Origin of the sequence: Methanobacterium sp., from assembly GCA_012838205.1 — an archaeon.
Classification (GTDB): domain Archaea; phylum Methanobacteriota; class Methanobacteria; order Methanobacteriales; family Methanobacteriaceae; genus Methanobacterium.
This window is the reverse complement of the sequence record DUPR01000062.1, coordinates 65,835-87,990: the sequence shown is the minus strand read 5'-3', so window position 1 is coordinate 87,990 and position 22,156 is coordinate 65,835. Positions and strand designations below refer to the sequence as shown.

The window sequence follows — 22,156 nt, the reverse complement described above, 5'->3', positions numbered from 1 at the left end:
GTCCATTACTTGCTCGTTAACTCGAACGTAACCAGCAGTAGTGAATACAAATAGTTTGGAACTGTCAACATAGTCTAGTAGATTTATTCCTTCTTCTTTGAATAGGTTTATAGCTTGGTTAGCAGCCCTTTTTCCTATATCTTTGATTTGTGCTGGAGTTAATCTTCCAGTATTGTAGTTAGTGGCCACTCTCTGGTCAGCAACATTAGTCAGACCTAAACCAAGTATGTAATCCATATCCAATCCTCTAGCATCACATACCACTTGTTTGGAGTCATATCCTCCAGTTAATTGGTTGTGGATTTCAACGTTAATGTTTTCGAAAACATATGGTATTTCTACTAAGGATTCTGGTTCGTTTTCTAATTTTTTCATTACCCATGAATTGAACTTTAGTTCACTGACTATACCGGAATATGCTTTTATACCAGTTTCTTTTCTGAATAGGTCAGCAAGGCCCTGTTCATTGAATCTCATAATTATGAGGGTTCCTGTTTTGGTTTTGTCGCACCATTTAATGAATCCGACCAAGTTGGAGTCTGCATTAGTTTCGTATCCCACCCAAGATCGTTTACCTGAGGTTAAATCCAGAGAATAGATATATGCATCATCATCTGATCCACCAGGTACACTGATTGCCCTGTAGGTGGTTGCTTCGAGTTCTCCAAGATTTCCATATACTCCTGGGGGGTAGTATTTGAGAAGGACACTGATCATTGCTTGTCCACTGAGGGTTCCGAGGCAAACGTGGCCATGGTAGGCTGCTTGTCTTAGGATGTCTGTGGATAATCCTTCACTCCAAGCGTGAGATAGACTGACGTAACCGAAGGCATTTTTACCTAATTTAGGTGTTAATGTTTTTTTCCATAGATCCTGTGTTAATTTTGAGAATGTGCCATGATAAGCTGGTTTCAATGACCCATTTTGGAAGAATGCTGCTGTTAAAGAGTTTCCTTTCTTCACAACAAAACAGAAATCTAGTGGATCGGTTCGAGTTGACTGGAATGTTAGCAAGTTTCCTTTACCATAGGTGATCAAACCGTTTGAACCGTTTAGTATACCTTCTAAACAGTCTTGAGTTGTAACACCATTTCGGTAAGCTAATCCTGCTGTAGTTATACATAAGATTTTATCTGCATTTTTGAATTTCAGTAGTTCGTCTGCTTTTTTGACTACCTCGCGTCCCAGTTTGTAGTTGTCTGTGGCCTTCATGTTGAAGGTTGCATCACCATAGAAGTTAGGATCAGTTCCAGACTGGTAAACCCTCACATTTTGGGTTTGCTCAATATATCCAGGGGCTTTAACAATTATTTTAAACAATGCACCGTTAACTACACCCGGATAGTCGAAATTCAAACGATATTTGCCTTTTGGCAGTACAGTAGTGTTGAATTTTATATTGACGTCACTGGAATCTTTGACAGTGATTTCTGGATTGATTGTATCATCCTGATACTCATAATTCACATTAACGTCGATAATGGGATCAACCAAACTTGCATCAGACGAATTTACGTCAGGAAGACCAGCCCCACCTCCAACATCAGATGAATCTGCAGCAGAAACTGCTCCACAAAGAATTACAGCCATTAAAGTCGCTATTACCAATATTAGTCCTTGTTTTCTCATCTTTTCACCTCCGTTTTTTTCTAAGATCATTATAAATGTTCCCTACATTAATAATATCGAGAACAATTGTATAATGTAAAAACAATTTATTACGTATTACCATATATATCTTTTGTGTTATTACAAAAAGCGTGAAAAACCATTTGCGCGTAATACTCGTGAGAAAATTATTACAATAATAGGTGATCTACTTGATTTTTTAATACTCATCAAGGCCCCAAAAAACAATACAAAAAAAATTATAAATAAAATGAATACAAAAAAAAGGATTTTACTGTGTTTAAATGATTAAACCCGAGTTTTGTTAATACATAGCACTTTGAATTGTATCCTCCTTTAAAAGACTGCCTATTCCTTTTCCAATAGAATATCCGATCTTGGAAGAAAGTGTGTTTAAAACATCACTGAATGACTGAGGAGATTTCATAGTTATCACCTCATATGATCCATGAATTCCTCCAAGTTTTGCTGCAATATCAAGAGCATGATCTTTGCCCCCGATTTCATCGATGAGTTTCAGTTTTTTGGCTTGTTTTCCAGTATATACTTGTCCTTCTGCTATGTTTTCCACGTATTCTTTGCTTAGTTTCCTGTTTTGGGCAACATTTGCAACAAAGCTTTCATAATTTTCATCGACCATGGTTTGAAGTATGTTCTTTTCCTCACTGGTCAAATCTCTGTAGTCAGCACCAATATCCTTGTATTTTCCACCTTTTATTGCGTATCGATCTATTCCTAGTTTCTGGTAAAGATCCGAAAGATTGGTTAAATCCATGATCACACCGATACTTCCCACCATTGAGGAGTTACTGGCAACTATCTTATCTGAGCCAGAAGCTGCAAGATACGCCCCTGATGCTCCAGAATCACTGATCCATGACACCACTGGTTTTTTACAATCTTTAACTTCTTCCATGATCTCTTCACTGGCAACTGGTGTTCCACCTGGACTATTTATTTCCAGGAGAATTGCGCTTACCGATCTGTCAGATTCAGCTGTTTTAATTTGTTCCTTGATTTCGTCAGGATTAACAACGCTTCCACCTAACATATTAGATGAACCATACCCAATTTGGCCTTGAATTGGTATGACTGCCACAGAACCTCCGAAAGAAGAGGACATGGATACTAGAACAATCAGGACAAACATGGCCATTACCGAAAGTCCACCCATACCAATCATCAAAATTTTGGCATTTTTATTCATATCAACACCTCCATTATCTAATTATCACTAAAAATAAATTTACAAACTCAATGTGCTTTTGGAGTGATAATTTTCGTTTATTTAATAAAAACAGTTTACCTTATAATTAGCCACTACTATATAATACTATCGGTTTTAATATTATTACATTATTTAAATTATAATGATATTTATTAATACTTATCAAATTCCCTAGTTTAACATCAATAAATCCCTAGTTTAACATCAATAAAATTTATTCCTCATCTACCAAATCAGAAAAAATGTTGCCATGATTTGAAGTTTAACCAACTAATTAACGACTATTTTAAAAAATAAAGATTATTAAAACAAATAAAAATTATAAAATGATTTAGAGAAAAAAAGAAAAAAATAGATTTTTATACTAATTTTCTCTTCATCCACACTGCACCGACACCCAAACCAAATACCAGTCCAATTAGAAGACCAGATAACAAGGGAGTTAAAAATCCTGAACTGGCTGCTCCTGCAACACCTAACTTGGTTAAACCTTGTTGAATGGAACTTTTATTGGCATCAACAACTACTATCCTGTTAGAAGCTTCAGGGTGTTTGTCTAAGAATTTTTGAGCTGCGTCAGTGTATGCTACTATCAAAACTTTCTTATTAGAATCTTCGAGTGCGTGTTCTAATTCATGGATCACTGCATCTGCAGAACCGAACTTATAAACAGTGATATTAGCTCCCATGTCATCAGCCACTGATCTGGCCAGTTTACTGGTGGAGTTATCAGCTATTATAATAGCAGATTCATCTGTGGTAACATGAACTCCATGAGCATTCACTGGTACCATGGCTGCCGCAATTATCAGAACGAATATCCCAATTGATTTTAAATTTATCATATTATATACCGCCTCTATATTGTTTTCGCCGTTGCTAATTCTGGTTTCATTTGGAATATGGATAGGATGATGAAAACATTTATAATTCCCTCTATAACTCCTACAAATAAATAGAATGGCACTAAAGTCGCCATTAAAAATTCGAGTGTGGCAACACCTGCAAACAGTAATATTACAACTTGGGTGATGGTGGCCATGATTACACCCATGAATGTTGCCGAGAAAATACCTAATCTTTCATCAAGTTCAGCTATGAATTTGTAGAAGTAATAGGTTGTAAAGCTCATCACAATTCCCATTGTAACTACATTAGCACCTAAAGAGGTTATACCCCCCATTCCCAGGATAAAGAACTGTACTAAGAAGCATAAAAAGGCCACTATAATCCCACTTAAAGGACCGAGCAAAATTGCTACTAATGGTATTATAAACAAGTGTATAGGAACTCCAAATGGTGATGGTATAGATATTGAAGACGCAGCTATAGTCACTGCCGCCAAAATGGCTGTTTTGACTATTACTTGTTCTGTTTCCTCAGTTTTAGATAGTTTATACATATACAATGCCAGTAATGCAATAGTTAAAATCCAATAGATTGCAGCCTGCCATAATGGTATCAGGCCATCGGTTAAATGCAAATTTATTACCTCCATTTTTTTTAAAATCATCTATAGTTTGATAAAAATGATTAAAACTAATAAAAATTGGAAAAAATTTATTTGCTCAATCATTTCCCCAAAAAAATAAAGTAAGATAAATGGTTTTTATCCACCGAAAAGTCTTATTTGTAATTTACGAAGAGTTCCACCTTCTGTGTAAGGAAATGACATTGCAATCAATCCTATGACTACCATTAAACCAATCATTGCAATTGGGCCACTTGCTGAGTCATTTGATCCAGAAGTGTCGGAAACTTCTTCTGGGGCATATTCATTTTGAGTTGCTGTTGGAACAGTTGGATCAGTTGTCTGAGCTTGGGTGGTTCTTGCCTCATTAGATTGAGTTACTCCAGATGAGGTGTCATGGTAATACGATGTGCGACTGTTAGAAGTATAACCCGAAGAGCTGGAAGAGTGGGAACTTGTAGATGAAGATCCGCTGGAACCAGAATGTGTTCCTCCGCTAGGAGAAGGTTCTTCTTCTATTACCTCTCCATGACCTGGATGTGCTACAATTGGACCGGAAAAAGCGATAGCAAGCAAAAAAACACCCAGTATGATCACGATTTTCTTTTCCATAATTTTAATAAACATCATCTCCTGCATTTAATGTAGATATAATTGTAGTAGTAAGATATATAATATTTGTGTTATTACTATTATTTTGGAAATCGAAAAAAAAGTAATATTATCAAAAATCTACACAATAATTATTAGTACATCAAAAGATAATTTTATTAATAATATGGGAATATACAGTAATTATTAATACTTTTTTTATATAGATGATTAACTTTTTATATTAGATGAAATAATCATATCATGTCTACAAACATACTCAACACTCCATTGTTGGCCACAACTACAACGGAGAGTATCAGGGATCTGATACCATATTACTCACAGAAAACAATAAAAATTCAGATCCCTGAAAATCAAAAAAAATCATTCATTTTATATTACTAAATAGAAAAAATCCAACACAAACCACTATTTATTACATTGAAGACTTATTTACGCTGATTAGTAATAATAAAAAAGAAATAGAAAGTCTTAAATATTAAGGAGATAAATTGAAAACTGTACGAATAACACCACCAAATGTATTACATGAGGGGCCAATAAAGGTGTTTTTGTATTAAATTGATGAACTTGCCATTTCCTCCTGCAAGACGTCTCCAGTTGGGATCACTGACAAGATCCCTACTGGCAACCTAGTATAGGGGGCATCAAAATCATTAACAAATTCGCTCAAATGTTTATACCCCCCTCTGATGTCCCTTATTTAATATTTACCTAAAAATCTCTAAAAATCTATTTTTCAAAATTTAAAAAAGGCTTTTTATTTCATTGGTGATAAAAATGCGAAATATATCCATTGAAAAAAAGACAGTCATAAAAGAATTAAAAAAAATGGAAAAAAAATTAGATCGCGGCTCTGACATGGTGTGGATCAACTTCCCATACAGCAGATTAAATCTGAAAGTAATTCGAAACTCAATGAAAGAGTTAGGACTCTGCACCGGTAACGTCCGCATTAGCTATGATGAAAATGATATTTTCATTAGAAAAGACAATTTCCTTGTTCCAAAAGAAATCAATTAAAAAAAAATAATACAGGTTCATTATTAGTTATACCAATCATTATACTGATGCACTTAAAAATGTTTTAATACTAAATCTTTTAATACTAATTTATCGTTTATACAGTTACTGAGGAATGATACTATTATGGAGACAAATGCAAAGTCAAAGGAAAAAATTGGCATATTGCTGATTGGTCATGGGAGCAGTTTAGCAGAAGGTAACAGTGTAACCTATGCGTTGTCTGAAATGTATACTAAAATGTCAGAATATCCTGTTCAAGTAGGTTTTATGAACATTGAAAAACCAACAATACCTGCTGCACTTAATGCTTTGGCTCAGAAGGGTGTGGAGAAAATAATCGCTGTTCCTGTATTTTTAGCCCATGGTCTTCACACCAAGGAAGATATTCCATATATGCTTGGTTTGGGTGAACCACGCGAGGATGCGGGTTACTACCAGGAAAAACAGGAAAAAATTCTGTTTAATGGTGAAATTGTCTATGTTGATCCTTTAGGGGCTGATGAAAGAATTGTAGATATTATCAAAAAAAGAGTAGAAGAAACCATAAACTAAAATTCAAGGCATGTTGGCTTGAATAAGTTTATAATTCCTTGAATAATACTTGAAAATTTGATAAATGCTTTTTTTATACTTTTTTATTCATAATGTATGTTCTATGAAAGGTATTAGACAACTTTTCGTATCAAGACGGAAGTGTTGTTAACCTTACCTGTGGGAAGGATCATTACCTCTTTATGGAACCCGCGAGTGGCTCTTTCAGTCACTGGGGAGTATAAAATAGCCCTCATACCAGTGTAAGTTCGATATAACACTGGAGTTACTGTATCCACAATATCCCATAAATTGGCGAAAACTCTTTCTTTAGGTTCAGCAAGGGCAGCCACCATTACCACTGTGTAGTCAATATCCTTTAATGCAGTTTCATCTCCTTGAACAACCTCTATCTCAGATTCCAATCCTAATTTCTTTATAACTTTGCGTGATAGTTCAGCGACTTCTGGTATGATCTCCACACTTACACATTGCGAATGGAAAATTTTGTTAAAGAGAATCAAAGTAAGGGGAAGGGGCCCTCCTCCTATTAGGACCACTTTGTGTTCAGGGGTGAATTTTACAAGTTGGTTTTCGTTTTTTATCAATCCTTGATAACGGTCATAGAAGTGAAATGATTCCAGAGTGGTCCAGGGGTCATCTGACTCTAATATTGCCTTAGCATTTTCTGTTTCCAGTCTGGTACCTAGACTTACGTAAAATTTCCTTATTATTCCAAGGGCTTCATACATTTTTGCATCATCTAAAATGTGTTTGGCGGAGTCAAAGTCAATGGCCTGATCATGGGCGATTATTTCCACATCATCCAGTATAGATATGATATCATCAGAAGTGATATCGTCTAGTTGGTAGTCATCATACTTTTTAAGTGAACTGGCAATAGATTTTATTTTATCCCAATACTTGTAACAACTCATATTTACGCTCCTTTAAATCATGTGCCCAGTAAAAATATCTTTTTTTAAAGATTAACAGTTTTTAACATGAATTATAATTTTTAATATAGTGTACTCTTATTGCATTGAATAAAATCAATTTTTCTTGTTCTATATAACAGTGATTTTTTGATAAATTTAAATCTATGCGCTTGAACTTATGCGCAATTTTTATATATCTTCACTATAATTTTAATTAATATAAAGTTATATTTGAGTATTACTAAATTGGCCCAAATCCCAGATAAAGTATTAATTATATTGGAAAAGTTTACGGAGAAATATATTATGAATTATTATACAATTAAAGAGCTCCAAACTGAACTTGATTCCCAAGATAATGTTAAAAAATTTCTTTTAAACATGATTAAAAGTGAATATGGCTATGGATTTATTCCAGAGTACCATCAAGATATAAAAAACATGGACACTTATTATCTTGACCCAGAGGGGAACAATTTTTATATGGCTATAAACCATGAAACTGGAAAAATAATAGGGACTATTGGTATAAGAGCTTATGATAAAAATTTTCCGTTTTTTGATAATGTTTACGATTCTAAAACCACAGCCAGCATATGGAGAGTTTTTGTTAGTAAAAAATTGCGCAGAAATGGAATTGCTTCCACTTTAGTCCGTCAGGCCGAAGAATTTTGCCGTATGAAAGGTTATGAAAAGATTTACCTCCACACACATAAAAATGTGGCTGGTTCTCTTGATTTTTGGATTTCAAATGGTTACCAGATAGTGATGGACACTGAAAACCATCTGAAAACGGTCCATATGGAAAAAGAAATTTGTGACACTACATCAATCCCTGATTCCAGCAAATTACTAGTTTTACAAGAATGAAATATGGTTTTAAGGGTGGAAACTACTGAACTCTATTACATAATTAGTTCAGTACTATATTTTTAAAAAAAAAAGATGATAAATTATGTAGCCCGAAATAATTTAATCTCTCAGTTAAGGATTTATTTGCTCAGTTAAGGTGTAACCAAGGTTATGATGAAATTGCTGAAGATAAAAAGAATTAAACTGGCACTTATATATAAAAACTGGTGCATAGTATGAATTAAGGGGGATTGTAATATGAATGTACCTGATGGTTTTATTCCGCTATGGCAATGTTTTATATACGCAATTTTAATGTTAATATCATGGATTTTCACACTGAAATGGTTGGTTGGAAGTTTATTGAAACTAAAAAAAGAAGAATCAAACTTTACTAAACTAATCAAATATATAATTCTGGTACTTTTTTTAATGGCATTCACTTTCATATTACAAGCATTTGTAATTCCAGTACCTTACGGAGTTGGAATCAGCTTAATTGGAGCTGCTATTATAACAATTATCCTTCGGAGTCCGTGGGGCGCAGTTCTGGTTATGACTCCAGTATTACTCACCCAATGGTTGTTATTTGGATATGGAGGCCTGACAACCATGGGAGTGAATATAATTAACAGTGGAGTTGTAGCTGGTTTAACCGGATTTTATGTATTCCGACTTACCAAACCATTGGATAAAATACTTAGAACCCTGTTGGGAGGGTTTTTTTCCGGATTTTTATCATTATTTTTTGCATCATTGGCTGTATCAGTTGAATTTTGGTTGGCTGGTACTTTTCCGCAGGCAAAAGGAATAATGTGGATGGGAATGTATTCCAGTATGATTGGTATCTTAGAGGGCATCATGACCATGATCGTTTGTATTATATTACTGGTTTTGAAAAGTCAAGCAAAAAAAAGTAGAATCAATAAAAAAGTAACCCCCAATGTAATTGAAACTTGACTAAAGCATAAATCAAGAAAAAAACAAATAACCATAGGTTATATTCTTTTAAAAACCTTGTAAAAAGCAGTGTTGAGTCTAAAAATACCTAACAACGCGACGTAAATATAGTTCGATTATGGTTGATTCTGAAAGGGTTTTTCTGAATTTAATTTATTACTTTTGAGCCTAAAAGCCAAGAAAATGTAATACTGACAGAAAAACTTATAATATATGCGATTACAATATACTCCAAAGAAAATAAAGTCTTTTATCAGAACATTCCTAGTATAACTGCAAAATGAGTAATACCTTTAAGATGTTCTCCTTAAAGACTTTCTATAATGAAAAAGGAGGTTAAAAAAATGCATGTACCAGATGGTTTTTTAGGATGGACATGGCCAATTTACTGGATTATTGCCATCATAGTATTAGCGTATTCCCTTAAATGGGCTAGAGAAAACCTTGATGAAAGAAACATACCACTTCTGGCTGTTTTGGCTGCAGGCATATTTGCTATACAAGCCATGAATGTTCCCATACCCTGGGGAACCAGTGGTCATATGGTAGGCGCAGCGTTGATTGCAATTATATTCGTCAGTCCTTGGGCTGCAGTGTTGGTTTTATCTATCGTACTAATATTACAGGGATTAATATTTGGTGACGGGGGTATGACCGCTCTCGGAGCAAACATTGTTAACATGGGACTTATAGGCGGTTTTGTTGGATTTTATGGTTACAAATCCATTAAAGGAATTGGAAAGGTACCTGCAATTTTCATTGCTGCTTGGGCTGCAACATTCCTGGCTTCAATTGCTTGTGCCATTGAACTAGCCATAGCCGGTACATTCCCATTAGTAGCAGGAGTAGCATCAATGGCTCTTTATCATGCCGTGATAGGTGTTATTGAAGGTGTCATTACTGTTGTGGTGATAATGGGTATAGGTCGTGTACGGCCGGATCTTTTACCTGAATGGGTATCTAGCCAAAAACAGGAGGCGGTAGAATGAAAACTACAGACCGTAACTTCATAATTGGTGGTCTGGTAATAGCTATTATTATCGCCATTTTAGCACCTTTCCTGGCATCAAGTAACCCTGATGGACTGGAAAGTGCAGCTGAAAGTTTGGGAGTTCCCGAGTTCGATGCAGTTATCCAATCCCCATTACCCGACTATGCCATTCCTGGAATGGAGGATAATCCCTGGGGCGGAGTTGTGGCTTTAATTGGTGGTACCATCCTTGTACTGCTGGTTGTACTGGGATTGGCCAAAGTGCTTGCCAAAAAGAAAGGAAATAATCAGGAATAATTCATCCGAAGAGCTTTATTTGAAGTTCTTCACCACTCTTTTTTTTTAATAAAAAAATATTATAATGCATTTGGAGATTTTATGAAAGAACTTACTGCAATTGACAGAGAAGCCCGTAAAGAAAGCATAATGAACAGTTTAGATGGTAGAATAAAACTCATATCTGCCATGTTAATCATTATATATGCAGTTACCAATACAAACCTCTTTGTTCTAGTTATAATGGAAATTTACCTTTTAATTCTCATTTCTTTATCTAATGTCACTCCTTCATATGCTTTAAAACGAATAGCATTGGTTATTCCCTTTGGAGGATTTGTGGCTATGATTCAACCTTTCTTCCAGCCAGGGAATATATTATGGACAGGACTATTTGGTTGGTTACATATAACTGATTACGGCCTATTTTTTGGAGCTCTGCTTCTGGCAAGAGTTACAGTTTCGGTTACTTCCATTGTATTTCTATCTTCAGCCACATCCATGCAAGATCTAGTGGCTTCAACCCAGAAATTAGGAGTACCCCATCAGTTGGCTATGCTCTTAAACCTAACTGTACGTTACCTATTTTTCTTCTATGATCAGCTCATGAACATACTTAATGCTCAATCAACTCGTTGTTTTGATATATTCAGCAAAAAAACTGCATATAAATGGAGGTTGAGAAAAGTAGGCGAAACAATCACCATGATGTTTATCAGAGCCTTTGAACAAGGTGAAACTGTTTATTTAAGCATGGTATCCCGAGGTTATTCTGAAAACACACGTATTTACCGTGCTAAAGCCAACATAGATTACAAGGATTTTGCATTAATCGGAACAACTGTGGTGATGATCATTTTTCTAGAATATCTAAACCTTTTTGTGCTTTAAAATTTTTTTCACATTAAGATATTGAAAAAATGATTTACATCAGAAATAGAAATTAAGAAGGCATTTAAATGACTAAACCAATTATTCAAACTGAAAATATGAGTTTTACCTATCCTGATGGAACATCCGCACTCAATAATATTAATCTGGAAATATTAGAGGGTGAAAAAGCTGCTATTATTGGTTCCAATGGTGCTGGTAAATCCACATTATTTTCTCATTTTAATGGAATATTAAGGCCTACTTCTGGGATTATTAAAATTGATGGAAAAACTGCCAGTTATAAAAAAGATGACTTGATGGAAATCAGACAAAAAGTAGGTATGGTGTTTCAAAACCCTGATGATCAACTATTTTCACCTACAGTGGAAGAAGACGTAGCCTTTGGCCCTATTAATTTAGGACTTCCTGATGAAGAAGTAGAAAAAAGGGTTGAAGAATCATTATCAGCAGTTGGAATGTTGGAAGAGCGGAGGAAACCTCCACACCATCTCAGTGGGGGTCAAAAGAAAAGAGTGGCTATAGCCGGAATTTTGGCTATGCGACCAGAAATCATGGTTTTAGATGAACCCACCACCGGACTGGATCCGCAAGGTGTGGAACAAGTTATGGGCATTCTTAACGAACTTAATCAGAAGTACAATATGAGTATCATCATTTCCTCCCATGACGTGGAAATGGTTACAGAATTTGCCAAAAAGATATTTGTACTACACCAAGGGGAGATCATACTACAGGGGCCCCCTGCAAACATTTTCAATGACCCTGAAACCATTAAAAAAGCCCATCTTAAGCAACCTAAGGCTGCAGAATTACTGTATCGTCTTAAAAATAATGGGATGAACGTGGGTGTTAAGTTAACCGTGGAAGAAGCATATCATGAGATCTTGCATGCTGTGGGAGTAGAAACATACCATAATCTCTTGCATATGGTTCATGAAACTTGTCATCACAAACTACTTCATGCCCTTGGTGAAGAAAAATATCACCAGGTCTTACATATTCTGAAAGAGGAAAAAAATAGGGAAAAGCAAAAAAAATAATTGTTACATTCCCAATTAATGAGTTAAAAACTCTTCAAGTAAAATCAAAGTCTTTTCAATGCCGGATTTCTGTCTTAAAAGAAGTTGATGGGAGTCAGAGGAACAAAGATCAGCATATACATCTGAAGTTATTTTAACTGAGAATTCATTGGTAACAATGGCTATTCCTCCCTTACCAACACCGGCAGTGGTTCCTATTCCAATATCCGCCCCAGTGATATTTCGAATTGCATCAGCCATTAGTAATGCCACCTCTTGATCATCTTCCTCATGGTAAACTTTTATCTCTCGTATAATTTTGTGAGGTTGGGGTGGGTCTACGTTTAAAACTGATTTAAGCGCACTTAAAGTTGGGATGAACATTCCGCAAAGAAGTATCACTTCTTCTTGAAGGTTTTTCAGAGTTTCTGACCTTAAAACGCGCGGACCGAATTCTCCTTGGTATCCCTGTGTACAAGCATGGATTTCCCTGGCAATGATACCATGAGTGAAGCATTCAGCAGTGGCAACTGTGAGTGTCATTTTATCATTTTTACCTTTTGTATTGATTTCCATGAAATATTTATAAAGGAATTTGTGAATTGTTTTTAAATTGTCCTTAAAACATCATTCATCATAGAAGGAATTATTTCTGTAAATTGCGTGACTCCAGGACATTTAATATTTCCATGGTCATTTTCCGTGAAATATCATCCAACAGATAAGGGGTTACTGGTTCTCTATCTTTTATGAATCTTCCTGTAGTTAGGATAGTGTGATTCTCAGTTATACCGTGTTCTCTTAACTCCTGTGCAACGGGATTGTTTTCATCTGCCTGAGAGATGTCCATTACTTCTACTTTCTCATTCCCAATCCCAAAAACTCCAGCAGTGCTTAAGGTAGTTGCACCAATCATATGTGCCTTTTTTATAATAGCTGCAGTAATTGGTATGGTGTTTCCCCCAGCTATTTCAACACAAACCACATCTCCCTCTATTAAACCCAAATTTCCTAATTGAATATCTTCTCTGAGGGGTATAACTTCTTTGATACCCCTCATTTCATGTAAAAAGTCCACCTTGTAGTTTCCTATTTTACCGCCCATAATTTTGAAAATTACATCACCTGATGAGATTTTCTGAGAATCTATAGCAGTAATTGTTTGGGGGCCACCTCTGTGTATCTGAGTTAAATTGAGTCCTGTTCGTATACCCAGTCTTCCCAACCCAACTAAAGTCACGTGCCCAACTGGAACTTTTTTATTTTCAATTTCTTCTATATTCATTTATTTACCTCATAAAATTATAAAAACCATGAATCTCATCTAAAGTGAAGTAATTTTTTTAGTACATGGCGACGTGTTGATTTGATAGAGGGAGTGTGGGTTTAAGTAGTAGGAACTATAGAAATAGAACTGCAGGGCATCCAAATCTTTTGATACATTTGAGCGAAAAATGTTTTTTAAATCATTAGATGCCCCACCATTCATACAATATCAGGATTTTTCTACCTTACAATATTAAATCCTTCTATTGAACTTTTGGAGGAGGTATGATGAGGCAAAACCTCTCCAGAATAATATTAGTACTAAGTACTATAAATACTTTATCTTAAAAAAGTATTACTTTTTTTTTGGTTTATTTCACTCCTTTTTATGGATTTTAACGATTTATATGAACTTTCCAAGTAATAGATAACTTTTCTAATCACAGTTAACTTATAGAGTAATTTTTAAGAAGAACTGTTGCCCACGGCATGCCCATGTTATTTAAATCAGCCTTAACACCTAATTCACTTATCAGTTGACACAGTTTTATTAAACCAGGAAGTTCTGTGGCTTGGTGAGTTGCATCGATGAGGGTAATTCCTAATTTATGGGCAAGAATACTTCCAGGATGAGTTAAATCACCAGACAATAATAGATCAACATCCTTTTCACTAGCCAATTTTATGTAATGCTTGTTTAAACCAAACCCTGATATTATGGCAACTTTCTCAATTATTCTCTGGTTACCTTTAACAATCCGAAGATGATCCATATCAAGAGCCATGGCAACCTGTTCTATAAACTCTTCAATTGTACATTCAAGTTTGCAAATCCTTCCAATTCCTGTTTCATCTTCGAAAATGTCGGTGACTTCTATCTTTAGGGATTCGGCCAGGGCGTCATTAGCCCCGCCCTGGACAATATCCCAGTTGGAATGGATGATGTAAGTAGGAATTGGTGGAAAAAACAATGGGGGGTGGTGACAAACAATTAAATCCGCTTCCAATTCATTAAGATAATTTCCAGGAATAATATCTAAAAATATAGCGGCTTTCTCCACCTCAATTTCTTCAGGACGGCCAGGTCCAATGAATCCTACGCGATCATCCTTTAAAGCCAGTTTAAGTGGAACTTTCTGTTCCATCAGTTTAATTAATTCAGACGCTAACATTGTCCACCCAAGATTTTATTTTCAACAGATTCATTTCCAATGTATCATCGGATGATAATGGTTGTAATGATGATGTTATTAGAGCCGGTTCCTGCATCAACCTCAAAAACTTATCACAATCTTTTTCTTTAAAAAGAACTCCTTCATAAAAATTCATTCCAGCCACCCCATAAAGAACCCCCTTGCCCTTCAAAATACTTTCAAGGCTTTTTCTAAGGACTTCTATAGTTAATGTCATGGTTCCTGAAGTTTTAGTGTTTAAACCACTTGTTTTAATAATTCCTTTATAATTGGAATTTGCAAGATCCAATCGCTGCATTATATTGCTTTTTGCCATTATGTTACTATCACTCCCTTCTGAGGTGGGATCTTCTACTAGGAATATGTTTACATCTGAACTAACCCTCTCCATTACAGTCTCAGGACTTAGACCTCCCAGACCGGTAGTGTCAATGACAAGATCAGCGCTGCTAATACGGTTTAAATCATCAGTGAATGTAATGTTTTTATCAAGTAGGGATTTTAGAATAGGATGAATATCTATAACTGTAACCTTGGATATTTCCTTTAATCTGTTGGCAAGTTTCATCCCAGTAAGGTATGCCCCAACAATGACTGTTTCATCCACATCCACATTCAGTGATTCCACCCAGTTAAGGGTAGCATCACATTTAATATCCCCAATTCGATTTACAATATCTCCGACCATCATTCCAGAATACAGAGTGAAAACTTCTTCTGTGATTCCCCTCTCTTTAATAATCATTTCACCACCGAAAACCCAATTCTCAAAAGAGCCTGAGTAATTTCATCTTTCACTGCATCCTCAACCTTCTTACCGTGCAAAACATGGGAAGGTGAAGTAGCAGCTGACAGTACCCTGCCCTTGTTATCCATTATGACTAGTAATGATCCCGAACCTGGCACCCCTAAGCGCCCTCTAGCAATTACTAAATCACAATTACATATATCTAGGGCCAATAATGCTTTGGTGATTGCTGGAGTTCGTGATAAGTCTGCAAAGTTGGTGTGGATGCACATGTGCTCGGCACTGGGTAGGTTGAATTTGGTTAATACTTCATTTATAGCAGAAGTTTTGATGGTGTTTTTGTTGGGAACAACTATCTTCTTACAAGACCGAATATGGTTCCGAAGAGCAATTAGTTCATCTTCAGTGTCTCCGAAACGTTCGTCCTGGATTGATTCTTGATATGCATTTTGTATAATTTCATTGAAACTCATCAATTCAAAAACCCCTTTGGTTTATTCATATTTCAGTGATTCCAACTTCTTTAACTGGGCAGATTGTTTCTTTAATTTGAGGGATCAATCCAAGCTCTTCAATGGTGTTAACGACTTCATTCATATTTCCATATCTTGGAGATCCCACTCCTTTTACATTCAGAGGATAGTTATCAGGAATGACAGTAGCCACATTATCTGCCCCGGCCATCAGTGAAAATTTGACATTTTCAGGACCTATTGTGGGAGCAGGGACAGTAATCCGTAGATGGGGGAATAACAATCGGGCAATGGCAATAGTCTTCATCTGTTCAATAAGTGAACAGGGAGGATGATCCTCCATTGGTGTGTCTAAATAAGGGTTAAAACCCATAATTGGCACTTCACCTAAGGTTGAGAACTCTTTCAAAAAGAATAGATGATTAACCCGATCCAAGTAAGATTCTCCTATTCCAATAAGTAACCCTGAAGACAGTTCAATGTTAAGATCATTTACCATCTTACAAACCATTAAACGATTTTTAAGCATTTCTCCAGGTTTTAATTGATTGAATAGGTTTTTATTAATTGTTTCCAGATTACAACATACCGTGTCTGTCTGGTATTCTGCCAATTTTTGCAGTGCATCCATATTAAGATCTGAACCGACATTGATTAATAATTCCAAGTTAGTATTTTCTTTTACTAGTTTAGCTGCCTGAACTGCATGTTTTCCATCAAATCCATGAGCTCCAGAACAACTTACCCTTGGAATCCCTGATTCTTCTATAGATCGAATAGCTGATATGATTTCATCTTCTGTTTTTGAAAAAGAATTATAATAGCCTTCTGACGATGTTTTAGCCGCAAACCCACAGTACATACATTTTGGGGTTATTTTACACACATTGGTTAAATGAACCGTGGATGTGAGTTTTATCATCTTTTTATTGGAATTTCGAATTTCAGATGCTGCTTCAAATAATTTAATACCATCTTCCAAGGAACTTGACTTGAACAAATCTAAAACTTCGTTTTTTTCCAAATTTTCTTCGTTTAACGCTTTTTTGATAATCTTGTTTATCAATTTAGCACCTTGAATTTTTTTTTTATGGAATATAATGATTGATGAAAAATGAAAAGACTGAATTAAGCAACTTGTATTTTTATTAATCTGAAAAATCATTTTATAACTCTTCATATTGCCCGTGATGTGTTTGGTAATATTGGAAAAAAAATAAAAATGGAAGATTTAATTATAAATTACAAGTAGGACCTTTCCCTTTCCTGTCTTCCAATACTTCAAGAACTGATGGTAGCAGGTCTGCAGCAGCCCCGAAGTTCATAGAATCAGCTGTTCCCAGTAATGCTCCAGGATCCAGTTTTTCTTCCATATGGTCTATTCCCACACTGTTCATTAGATCCGTTACTTGGGTCAGTGATTCTTTAGCCATCATCTGAGCAAATCCTGCTGGAGCTCCAAGTACGTTCATCACTGAATCTCGGTAGCTTAAGATTCCTGCGTAAGTTATGGCAGTGAGTGCTGAACACATGTCACAGACTGGGCCTAATAATTCTGCAGGTAGTTTGAAAGCATTACCACGTGCTTCTAAACCCCAATCGACTAAACTGCAAATAGCATCTTCTGAGGCATAACCTTCAGCAACATATACTTGTCCCTTCATTTCAGGAACTGCACCAGGGTGATAAGATGATACATTTACTTTAGGGGCAATATTCATTTCGTCGCTGGATAAGTCTTCAAATATTTTTTGAAACATAGTAGTGGGAACTGTGCAAGCGTGGGTTAAAATGGCACCTTCTTTAAGGTCGTCTGCAAATTTTTTAATTATTCCCATCTGCATGTCACCCTTGGGGAACCAAGTCATAACCCAGTCAGCGTCCTGAACCGCCTCATTATCACTGGAAGTTATTTCAAAACCTAGGTCTTCAGGGTGTGTGAAGTGGATAGCACCTTCTGGTGGTTTTGGAAGGTCTTTAGCTACTTGATTTACTTTTTCCCTGATTTCAGGCATGACAGTTTCCGGATTATCTTTGTGGGCTTCAATGACTTTTTCGTATTCAAAGTCATCAATAACTGTGAATTCCTTGTCAAATACAGGATCAGCAACCACGATTTCATCTATACCTGCTAGTTCTTTTAGTTCTGCCCCCATGGTAATGGTGGAATGGGTCATGGCGATTTCTGGTTTTCCGACTTTTTCTGCTACTTCGCAAGCTCGGCTGAAGTTTGTTATTCCACTGGCAGCGTGGGTTCTGTAACAACCGGCTCCTAATATTGCAAGTTTCATACTATCACTCCTTTTTTAATCAAATTGTAATACTACTAAAAGCTTTAGTAGTACAAAAATAGATAGTCAAGGTATAATATAAATCTTTTCATTTGTGATACGATTTGACATAATAGGTTGTAAAAATAATAGTTTTATTAAATTTTATAATAATAATTAATAAATAATTTCAATGACTAATAAACTAGATTTTTTTTAGATAAATGACTTGAAACAATTAGTTTAATTAAAACAACGCATATTAAATCACTTATTCATTAATAATAATTGTTTGTTTTTGTTGTTTCACTAATGACTGTATTTAATCAAGACTCTCTTGTAGTTCATCAGTCTAATAATCTAAATTGAGCCGAAATTTTAGTCAAGAGAAACTGTCTTTTTTAACGAAAATTAATTTTTGATTATTGAAAAATCTGGTTCTTTCTTAGTTAACTTATTTTTTAACTAATAACAATTAAAGGAGACTATAAAGCCTCCATTTTCTGTAGGAAGGAATTGGCAGTTTATGATGGCATTCCATAAACACGCCATATTTAACCGATAATAATAATATGATTATTAGTCACTTTATTACTATTGGTTAATCATCAAAGGAGTAGTAAGAGGTATATAAAATTTGCGATTACTGCAAACTGTAAATTAACAAATCTAGTCCAAAAATTTTAGAACAAACACCTTACTCTAGTAATAATTAATCTAAAGTTAATAATATATTTACAACCATTCACCTTAAAAAAAAAGAATTTTAGGAACTCCTTTTTCAAAAAAAAATCAAAAATTGTCTTGGTTAATTTAATGAAGATTATTATTTGAAAACAGAAAACTGTGCATTAAAGTTATTCAGATAAAATATAGTAAATCCTAATTTTTCATACGAATATAACATCATATAACCCAATTCAACACTAAACAAGAAAAATACATAATGTTTAACAACCAAAATCTTTATTAATGTATTACTACTTATGGATTTATTAATCACAATGGAGGTAATATAAAAATGATAATAAGTAATACGCAATGTGATGTTTGTATAAATAAAATCAAAATGATCCGACCGGGAATGAATCCAAAAAGTTGTGATTTGAAGTTGAATGTTGATTGGAGTATTGAATACAGCATAAAAAATGAAGAAATTCTTGAATATGTTTGTACTCTAGATACAATGGGCGATGTGCCAATTCAATTTGCCATACAAGGCCATTTAGAATCCCAAACAAAAATAGAAGACTTAGAAAAACGTTCAGATGAATTATCTACTCTTATACTAGACAAGTGTATGAACACTATGATCAACATATTAAATGATACTAAAAACAGCCAAATCACCCTAAACAACATCTCCCCAGTGTATTTAAATTGTGTTCCTAGTGAATTTAAAAATTAAACTAAAATTGAAACAAATAACCAAAAAAAGACTTCTATTCTAATGTAAATTCATGAGATTTAGTCCAAATACCCAACAAAAAACAGGTGCAAAAAAATGTTAAAAATAGCCCATACCATATGCCCTTCATGTAGTGTAGGGTGCGGTGTGAATCTTATAATTAAAAACCAGAAAGTAGTGGGAACTTTTCCCTATAAAAGACATCCCATTAATCAGGGAAAAAACTGTAAAAAAGGGAGAGATTCATTCCAAACTTTAACCAAAAACAGATTAGAAAATCCTTTGATGAAAAAAGACGGTTTTCAACAAGTAAGCTGGGAATACGCCTTGAATAAAGCTGCTCACAAATTAAAATCATATCCAGCTAAAGATATTGGAATTATTGTCTCTGGAAATTGTACAAATGAAGAGTACGAAACATTAAAAAAACTCGCTGATACTCTTGATGTTGAAAATATTGGATGCAACATAGGAAATATTTCCAACTTTGAAATAGAAACAGCAAACTTTGATGATGTTGAAAACTCCGACATTATTATGATAATAGGAAATGTGTTGAAAGAAAATCCTCTTTTAGGCCGGAGAATCATTTTAGCCAAGGAAAAGGGGGCAGAAATAATTAACATTGATAATCCAGAAAAAACATTAACTGGAATCAATTCCCATCAATACCTTAAAATTGAATCAACTTCCTCTATACAAGACAACATTGAAAATTCAATGTTGGATAAACTAACAGAAACATCCACGGTTATTATTGGCCAATTGGAAAACAAAGATAAATTTATTGAAATTTTAAAATTTTTCCAACAAACTGATGCTAAAATTTTACCAGTTATGGAAAATTGTAACAGCCAAGGAGCAATGAACAATTTCCCCTCCTTAACAAAAGAAAATCTAAAAAAACTCGCAGAAAAAGCAAAAATATTATTTGTGCTGGGTGACGACCCTGCTTCTTATATGGAAGAATCCCTGAAAAATGTTGATTTTTTGATTAGCCAGGGTTGTTTTGTTAATGATACTGTTTTAATGGCTGATTTAGTGCTTCCAGGTTCTTGTTGGGTGGAAAAATCTGGTTCATTTACAAATACCACTGGAAATAGGCAAGAATTCAAAGAAATAATCCAAGCTCCAGGAAATGCCATGGACGATAAGATAATAATCATCAATATTGCTAAAGAAATTGGAATAGAGTTGTGAGGTAGAGTATTATGAAGTCACAATTAATACTTGCAAAGGCTAAAGACAAAGAAATCAGAGAAAAAGGCGAATGTGGAGGTGCTGTCAGTGCTTTATACAAATATCTGCTAGATGAAGGACTGGTAAAAGGAGTTTTAACATTATCCATGGGAGATGATATATATGATGGTATACCCACGCTGGTTGAAAGTTCAGAGGACCTTGTTGAAACTTGTGGTTCCCTACATTGTGCACCAACCATGTTTGGAGACTTGATTAACAAACATCTAGCTGATATGCCCTTGGCTGTGAGTGTAAAACCATGTGATGCAATGGCCATTTTAGAACTAGAAAAAAGACATCAAATAAACCCTGATGCCCTTTACAAGATAGGTCTAAACTGTGGTGGTACTGTACTGCCCATAACTGCTTGTAAAATGATAGAAATATTTTATGATGTGGATCCGGCAGATGTGGTGAAAGAAGAAATAAATAAAGGAAAATTCATGATTGAATTGAAAGATGGGACTCATAAATCAGTTGAAATTGAGGAATTAGAAAAAGAAGGTTTTGGACGACGTGAAAATTGCCAGAGATGCGAATTAAAAATACCGAGAAATGCGGATCTAGCGTGTGGTAACTGGGGCGCAGAACCTGGCTGGACCTTTATAGAAATCATTACTGAGAAAGGTAAGAATTTAATTGATAAAGCCGAATCAAAGGGATATGTTGAAGTAAAAGTCCCTTCAGAAAAAGCAATAGCTATAAGGGAAAAGATAGAAAAGGCTATGATTAAATTAGCCCAAAAATTCCAGGATAAATATTTAGAAGAGAAATATCCAGAACTTGACGATTGGAACGAGTATTGGAACCGCTGCATAAAGTGCTATGCTTGCCGTGATGTATGTCCATTGTGCTTCTGTACAGAGTGTGATATGGAAAAAGAATTCTATGCTGATAAAAACGAAATAACCCCGGATCCATTGACCTATCAAGGAGTTCGAATGTCACATATGTGTTTTAGCTGTGTGAATTGTGGACAATGCGAAGATGTTTGTCCCATGGAGATTCCCCTGACCCTTGTATTCCACCGAATGCAGAAAAAATACAGGGATGCTACTGGATTCATAGCAGGTGTTAATGAAGAATTGCCACCAATCTACAGCCCTGAAAAGGAATAATAATTGAT

Annotated in this window: 24 protein-coding genes; 11 read left to right on the top strand and 13 right to left on the bottom strand. The window is 35.1% G+C overall.

The genetic code is table 11. From position 1 onward, the window contains the following. The 5 genes from GXZ72_09055 to GXZ72_09035 all read right to left on the bottom strand — a co-directional run. Nucleotides 1–1,629: metal-binding protein (locus tag GXZ72_09055; GenBank protein ID HHT19691.1), on the bottom strand; the 1,629-nt coding region annotated here is incomplete at its 3' end. Nucleotides 1,630–1,933: 304 nt separating this feature from the next. Beyond that, nucleotides 1,934–2,836, bottom strand: coding sequence for a signal peptide peptidase SppA (gene sppA / locus GXZ72_09050; GenBank protein HHT19690.1), 903 nt, complete (start codon nucleotides 2,834–2,836; stop codon nucleotides 1,934–1,936). Between the two features lie 380 nt (nucleotides 2,837–3,216). Next, nucleotides 3,217–3,702 carry a hypothetical protein gene (locus GXZ72_09045; GenBank protein HHT19689.1) on the bottom strand — a complete coding sequence of 162 codons (486 nt, stop codon included), beginning with the start codon at nucleotides 3,700–3,702 and terminating at the stop codon, nucleotides 3,217–3,219. Nucleotides 3,703–3,716: 14 nt separating this feature from the next. Next, nucleotides 3,717–4,340, bottom strand: a complete 624-nt coding sequence (locus tag GXZ72_09040) for an ECF transporter S component (GenBank protein HHT19688.1) — start codon at nucleotides 4,338–4,340, stop codon at nucleotides 3,717–3,719. A gap of 126 nt (nucleotides 4,341–4,466) precedes the next feature. Beyond that, nucleotides 4,467–4,955, bottom strand: coding sequence for a hypothetical protein (locus tag GXZ72_09035; protein HHT19687.1), 489 nt, complete (start codon nucleotides 4,953–4,955; stop codon nucleotides 4,467–4,469). A gap of 768 nt (nucleotides 4,956–5,723) precedes the next feature. Between GXZ72_09035 and GXZ72_09030 the strand changes: the two genes are divergently transcribed. Further along, entirely contained in the window at nucleotides 5,724–5,966 is a 243-nt protein-coding gene (locus GXZ72_09030) for a hypothetical protein (GenBank protein HHT19686.1), read from the top strand. A 126-nt stretch (nucleotides 5,967–6,092) separates the two neighbouring features. Continuing rightward, nucleotides 6,093–6,521: a sirohydrochlorin nickelochelatase gene (gene cfbA, locus GXZ72_09025; protein ID HHT19685.1), complete on the top strand. Its 429-nt coding sequence runs from the start codon at nucleotides 6,093–6,095 to the stop codon at nucleotides 6,519–6,521. 113 nt (nucleotides 6,522–6,634) lie between these two features. Here cfbA and GXZ72_09020 read toward each other — a convergent pair whose 3' ends face one another. Beyond that, a complete protein-coding gene (locus GXZ72_09020) occupies nucleotides 6,635–7,438 on the bottom strand; it encodes a methyltransferase (GenBank protein HHT19684.1) in 804 nt (267 codons plus the stop codon). 306 nt (nucleotides 7,439–7,744) lie between these two features. Between GXZ72_09020 and GXZ72_09015 the strand changes: the two genes are divergently transcribed. The 6 genes from GXZ72_09015 (at nucleotide 7,745) to GXZ72_08990 (ending at nucleotide 12,451) form a co-directional block, all read left to right on the top strand. Continuing rightward, nucleotides 7,745–8,308: a GNAT family N-acetyltransferase gene (locus GXZ72_09015; GenBank protein HHT19683.1), complete on the top strand. Its 564-nt coding sequence runs from the start codon at nucleotides 7,745–7,747 to the stop codon at nucleotides 8,306–8,308. 240 nt (nucleotides 8,309–8,548) lie between these two features. Beyond that, on the top strand, nucleotides 8,549–9,250 hold the full coding sequence (locus GXZ72_09010) for a cobalamin biosynthesis protein CbiM (GenBank protein ID HHT19682.1): 702 nt from the start codon (nucleotides 8,549–8,551) through the stop codon (nucleotides 9,248–9,250). 344 nt (nucleotides 9,251–9,594) lie between these two features. Next, on the top strand, nucleotides 9,595–10,239 hold the full coding sequence (gene cbiM, locus GXZ72_09005) for a cobalt transporter CbiM (protein ID HHT19681.1): 645 nt from the start codon (nucleotides 9,595–9,597) through the stop codon (nucleotides 10,237–10,239). Continuing rightward, a complete protein-coding gene (locus GXZ72_09000) occupies nucleotides 10,236–10,538 on the top strand; it encodes a cobalamin biosynthesis protein CbiN (protein HHT19680.1) in 303 nt (100 codons plus the stop codon). Before cbiM ends, GXZ72_09000 begins: the two co-directional genes overlap by 4 nt. Nucleotides 10,539–10,619: 81 nt before the next feature. Then, nucleotides 10,620–11,408 (top strand): cobalt ECF transporter T component CbiQ, encoded by a 789-nt coding sequence (gene cbiQ / locus GXZ72_08995; protein HHT19679.1) that lies wholly within the window; start codon nucleotides 10,620–10,622, stop codon nucleotides 11,406–11,408. A 68-nt stretch (nucleotides 11,409–11,476) separates the two neighbouring features. After that, a complete protein-coding gene (locus GXZ72_08990; GenBank protein HHT19678.1) occupies nucleotides 11,477–12,451 on the top strand; it encodes an ATP-binding cassette domain-containing protein in 975 nt (324 codons plus the stop codon). 15 nt (nucleotides 12,452–12,466) lie between these two features. On the opposite strand, the gene GXZ72_08985 is transcribed toward GXZ72_08990, so the two are convergent. The 7 genes from GXZ72_08985 to hmd form a co-directional block, all read right to left on the bottom strand. Then, on the bottom strand, nucleotides 12,467–12,973 hold the full coding sequence (locus GXZ72_08985) for a UPF0254 family protein (GenBank protein HHT19677.1): 507 nt from the start codon (nucleotides 12,971–12,973) through the stop codon (nucleotides 12,467–12,469). A 103-nt stretch (nucleotides 12,974–13,076) separates the two neighbouring features. Further along, entirely contained in the window at nucleotides 13,077–13,715 is a 639-nt protein-coding gene (locus GXZ72_08980) for a hypothetical protein (protein ID HHT19676.1), read from the bottom strand. A 427-nt stretch (nucleotides 13,716–14,142) separates the two neighbouring features. Continuing rightward, nucleotides 14,143–14,868: a Nif3-like dinuclear metal center hexameric protein gene (locus GXZ72_08975; protein HHT19675.1), complete on the bottom strand. Its 726-nt coding sequence runs from the start codon at nucleotides 14,866–14,868 to the stop codon at nucleotides 14,143–14,145. Then, nucleotides 14,855–15,634 (bottom strand): DUF1188 family protein, encoded by a 780-nt coding sequence (locus GXZ72_08970; protein HHT19674.1) that lies wholly within the window; start codon nucleotides 15,632–15,634, stop codon nucleotides 14,855–14,857. Before GXZ72_08970 ends, GXZ72_08975 begins: the two co-directional genes overlap by 14 nt. After that, the gene (locus GXZ72_08965) at nucleotides 15,631–16,110 is read right to left on the bottom strand and encodes a DUF3236 family protein (protein ID HHT19673.1); all 480 of its coding nucleotides are present in this window, start codon (nucleotides 16,108–16,110) and stop codon (nucleotides 15,631–15,633) included. Before GXZ72_08965 ends, GXZ72_08970 begins: the two co-directional genes overlap by 4 nt. A gap of 25 nt (nucleotides 16,111–16,135) precedes the next feature. Then, on the bottom strand, nucleotides 16,136–17,176 hold the full coding sequence (gene bioB / locus GXZ72_08960; protein ID HHT19672.1) for a biotin synthase BioB: 1,041 nt from the start codon (nucleotides 17,174–17,176) through the stop codon (nucleotides 16,136–16,138). A gap of 169 nt (nucleotides 17,177–17,345) precedes the next feature. Further along, nucleotides 17,346–18,401: a 5,10-methenyltetrahydromethanopterin hydrogenase gene (gene hmd, locus GXZ72_08955; protein HHT19671.1), complete on the bottom strand. Its 1,056-nt coding sequence runs from the start codon at nucleotides 18,399–18,401 to the stop codon at nucleotides 17,346–17,348. A 1,000-nt stretch (nucleotides 18,402–19,401) separates the two neighbouring features. Here hmd and GXZ72_08950 point away from each other — a divergent pair. From GXZ72_08950 to GXZ72_08940, 3 genes are all read left to right on the top strand, one after another. Beyond that, nucleotides 19,402–19,788 (top strand): pilus assembly protein, encoded by a 387-nt coding sequence (locus tag GXZ72_08950; protein HHT19670.1) that lies wholly within the window; start codon nucleotides 19,402–19,404, stop codon nucleotides 19,786–19,788. A gap of 96 nt (nucleotides 19,789–19,884) precedes the next feature. Then, the gene (locus GXZ72_08945; GenBank protein ID HHT19669.1) at nucleotides 19,885–20,988 is read left to right on the top strand and encodes a molybdopterin-dependent oxidoreductase; all 1,104 of its coding nucleotides are present in this window, start codon (nucleotides 19,885–19,887) and stop codon (nucleotides 20,986–20,988) included. Nucleotides 20,989–20,999: 11 nt separating this feature from the next. After that, complete coding sequence (locus GXZ72_08940; GenBank protein ID HHT19668.1) at nucleotides 21,000–22,148, top strand: formate dehydrogenase; 1,149 nt, start codon at nucleotides 21,000–21,002, stop codon at nucleotides 22,146–22,148. Nucleotides 22,149–22,156: the final 8 nt, after the last annotated feature.

Bases quoted from the DNA above. Each gene is read 5' to 3' on its own strand.
- sppA (HHT19690.1), bottom strand. From the start codon at position 2,836: ATGAATAAAAATGCCAAAATTTTGATGATTGGTATGGGTGGACTTTCG.
- GXZ72_09045 (HHT19689.1), bottom strand. From the start codon at position 3,702: ATGATAAATTTAAAATCAATTGGGATATTCGTTCTGATAATTGCGGCA.
- GXZ72_09035 (HHT19687.1), bottom strand. From the start codon at position 4,955: ATGTTTATTAAAATTATGGAAAAGAAAATCGTGATCATACTGGGTGTT.
- GXZ72_09030 (HHT19686.1), top strand. From the start codon at position 5,724: ATGCGAAATATATCCATTGAAAAAAAGACAGTCATAAAAGAATTAAAA.
- cfbA (HHT19685.1), top strand. From the start codon at position 6,093: ATGGAGACAAATGCAAAGTCAAAGGAAAAAATTGGCATATTGCTGATT.
- GXZ72_09020 (HHT19684.1), bottom strand. From the start codon at position 7,438: ATGAGTTGTTACAAGTATTGGGATAAAATAAAATCTATTGCCAGTTCA.
- GXZ72_09015 (HHT19683.1), top strand. From the start codon at position 7,745: ATGAATTATTATACAATTAAAGAGCTCCAAACTGAACTTGATTCCCAA.
- GXZ72_09010 (HHT19682.1), top strand. From the start codon at position 8,549: ATGAATGTACCTGATGGTTTTATTCCGCTATGGCAATGTTTTATATAC.
- cbiM (HHT19681.1), top strand. From the start codon at position 9,595: ATGCATGTACCAGATGGTTTTTTAGGATGGACATGGCCAATTTACTGG.
- GXZ72_09000 (HHT19680.1), top strand. From the start codon at position 10,236: ATGAAAACTACAGACCGTAACTTCATAATTGGTGGTCTGGTAATAGCT.
- cbiQ (HHT19679.1), top strand. From the start codon at position 10,620: ATGAAAGAACTTACTGCAATTGACAGAGAAGCCCGTAAAGAAAGCATA.
- GXZ72_08990 (HHT19678.1), top strand. From the start codon at position 11,477: ATGACTAAACCAATTATTCAAACTGAAAATATGAGTTTTACCTATCCT.
- GXZ72_08985 (HHT19677.1), bottom strand. From the start codon at position 12,973: ATGACACTCACAGTTGCCACTGCTGAATGCTTCACTCATGGTATCATT.
- GXZ72_08980 (HHT19676.1), bottom strand. From the start codon at position 13,715: ATGAATATAGAAGAAATTGAAAATAAAAAAGTTCCAGTTGGGCACGTG.
- GXZ72_08975 (HHT19675.1), bottom strand. From the start codon at position 14,868: ATGTTAGCGTCTGAATTAATTAAACTGATGGAACAGAAAGTTCCACTT.
- GXZ72_08970 (HHT19674.1), bottom strand. From the start codon at position 15,634: ATGATTATTAAAGAGAGGGGAATCACAGAAGAAGTTTTCACTCTGTAT.
- GXZ72_08965 (HHT19673.1), bottom strand. From the start codon at position 16,110: ATGAGTTTCAATGAAATTATACAAAATGCATATCAAGAATCAATCCAG.
- hmd (HHT19671.1), bottom strand. From the start codon at position 18,401: ATGAAACTTGCAATATTAGGAGCCGGTTGTTACAGAACCCACGCTGCC.
- GXZ72_08950 (HHT19670.1), top strand. From the start codon at position 19,402: ATGATAATAAGTAATACGCAATGTGATGTTTGTATAAATAAAATCAAA.
- GXZ72_08945 (HHT19669.1), top strand. From the start codon at position 19,885: ATGTTAAAAATAGCCCATACCATATGCCCTTCATGTAGTGTAGGGTGC.
- GXZ72_08940 (HHT19668.1), top strand. From the start codon at position 21,000: ATGAAGTCACAATTAATACTTGCAAAGGCTAAAGACAAAGAAATCAGA.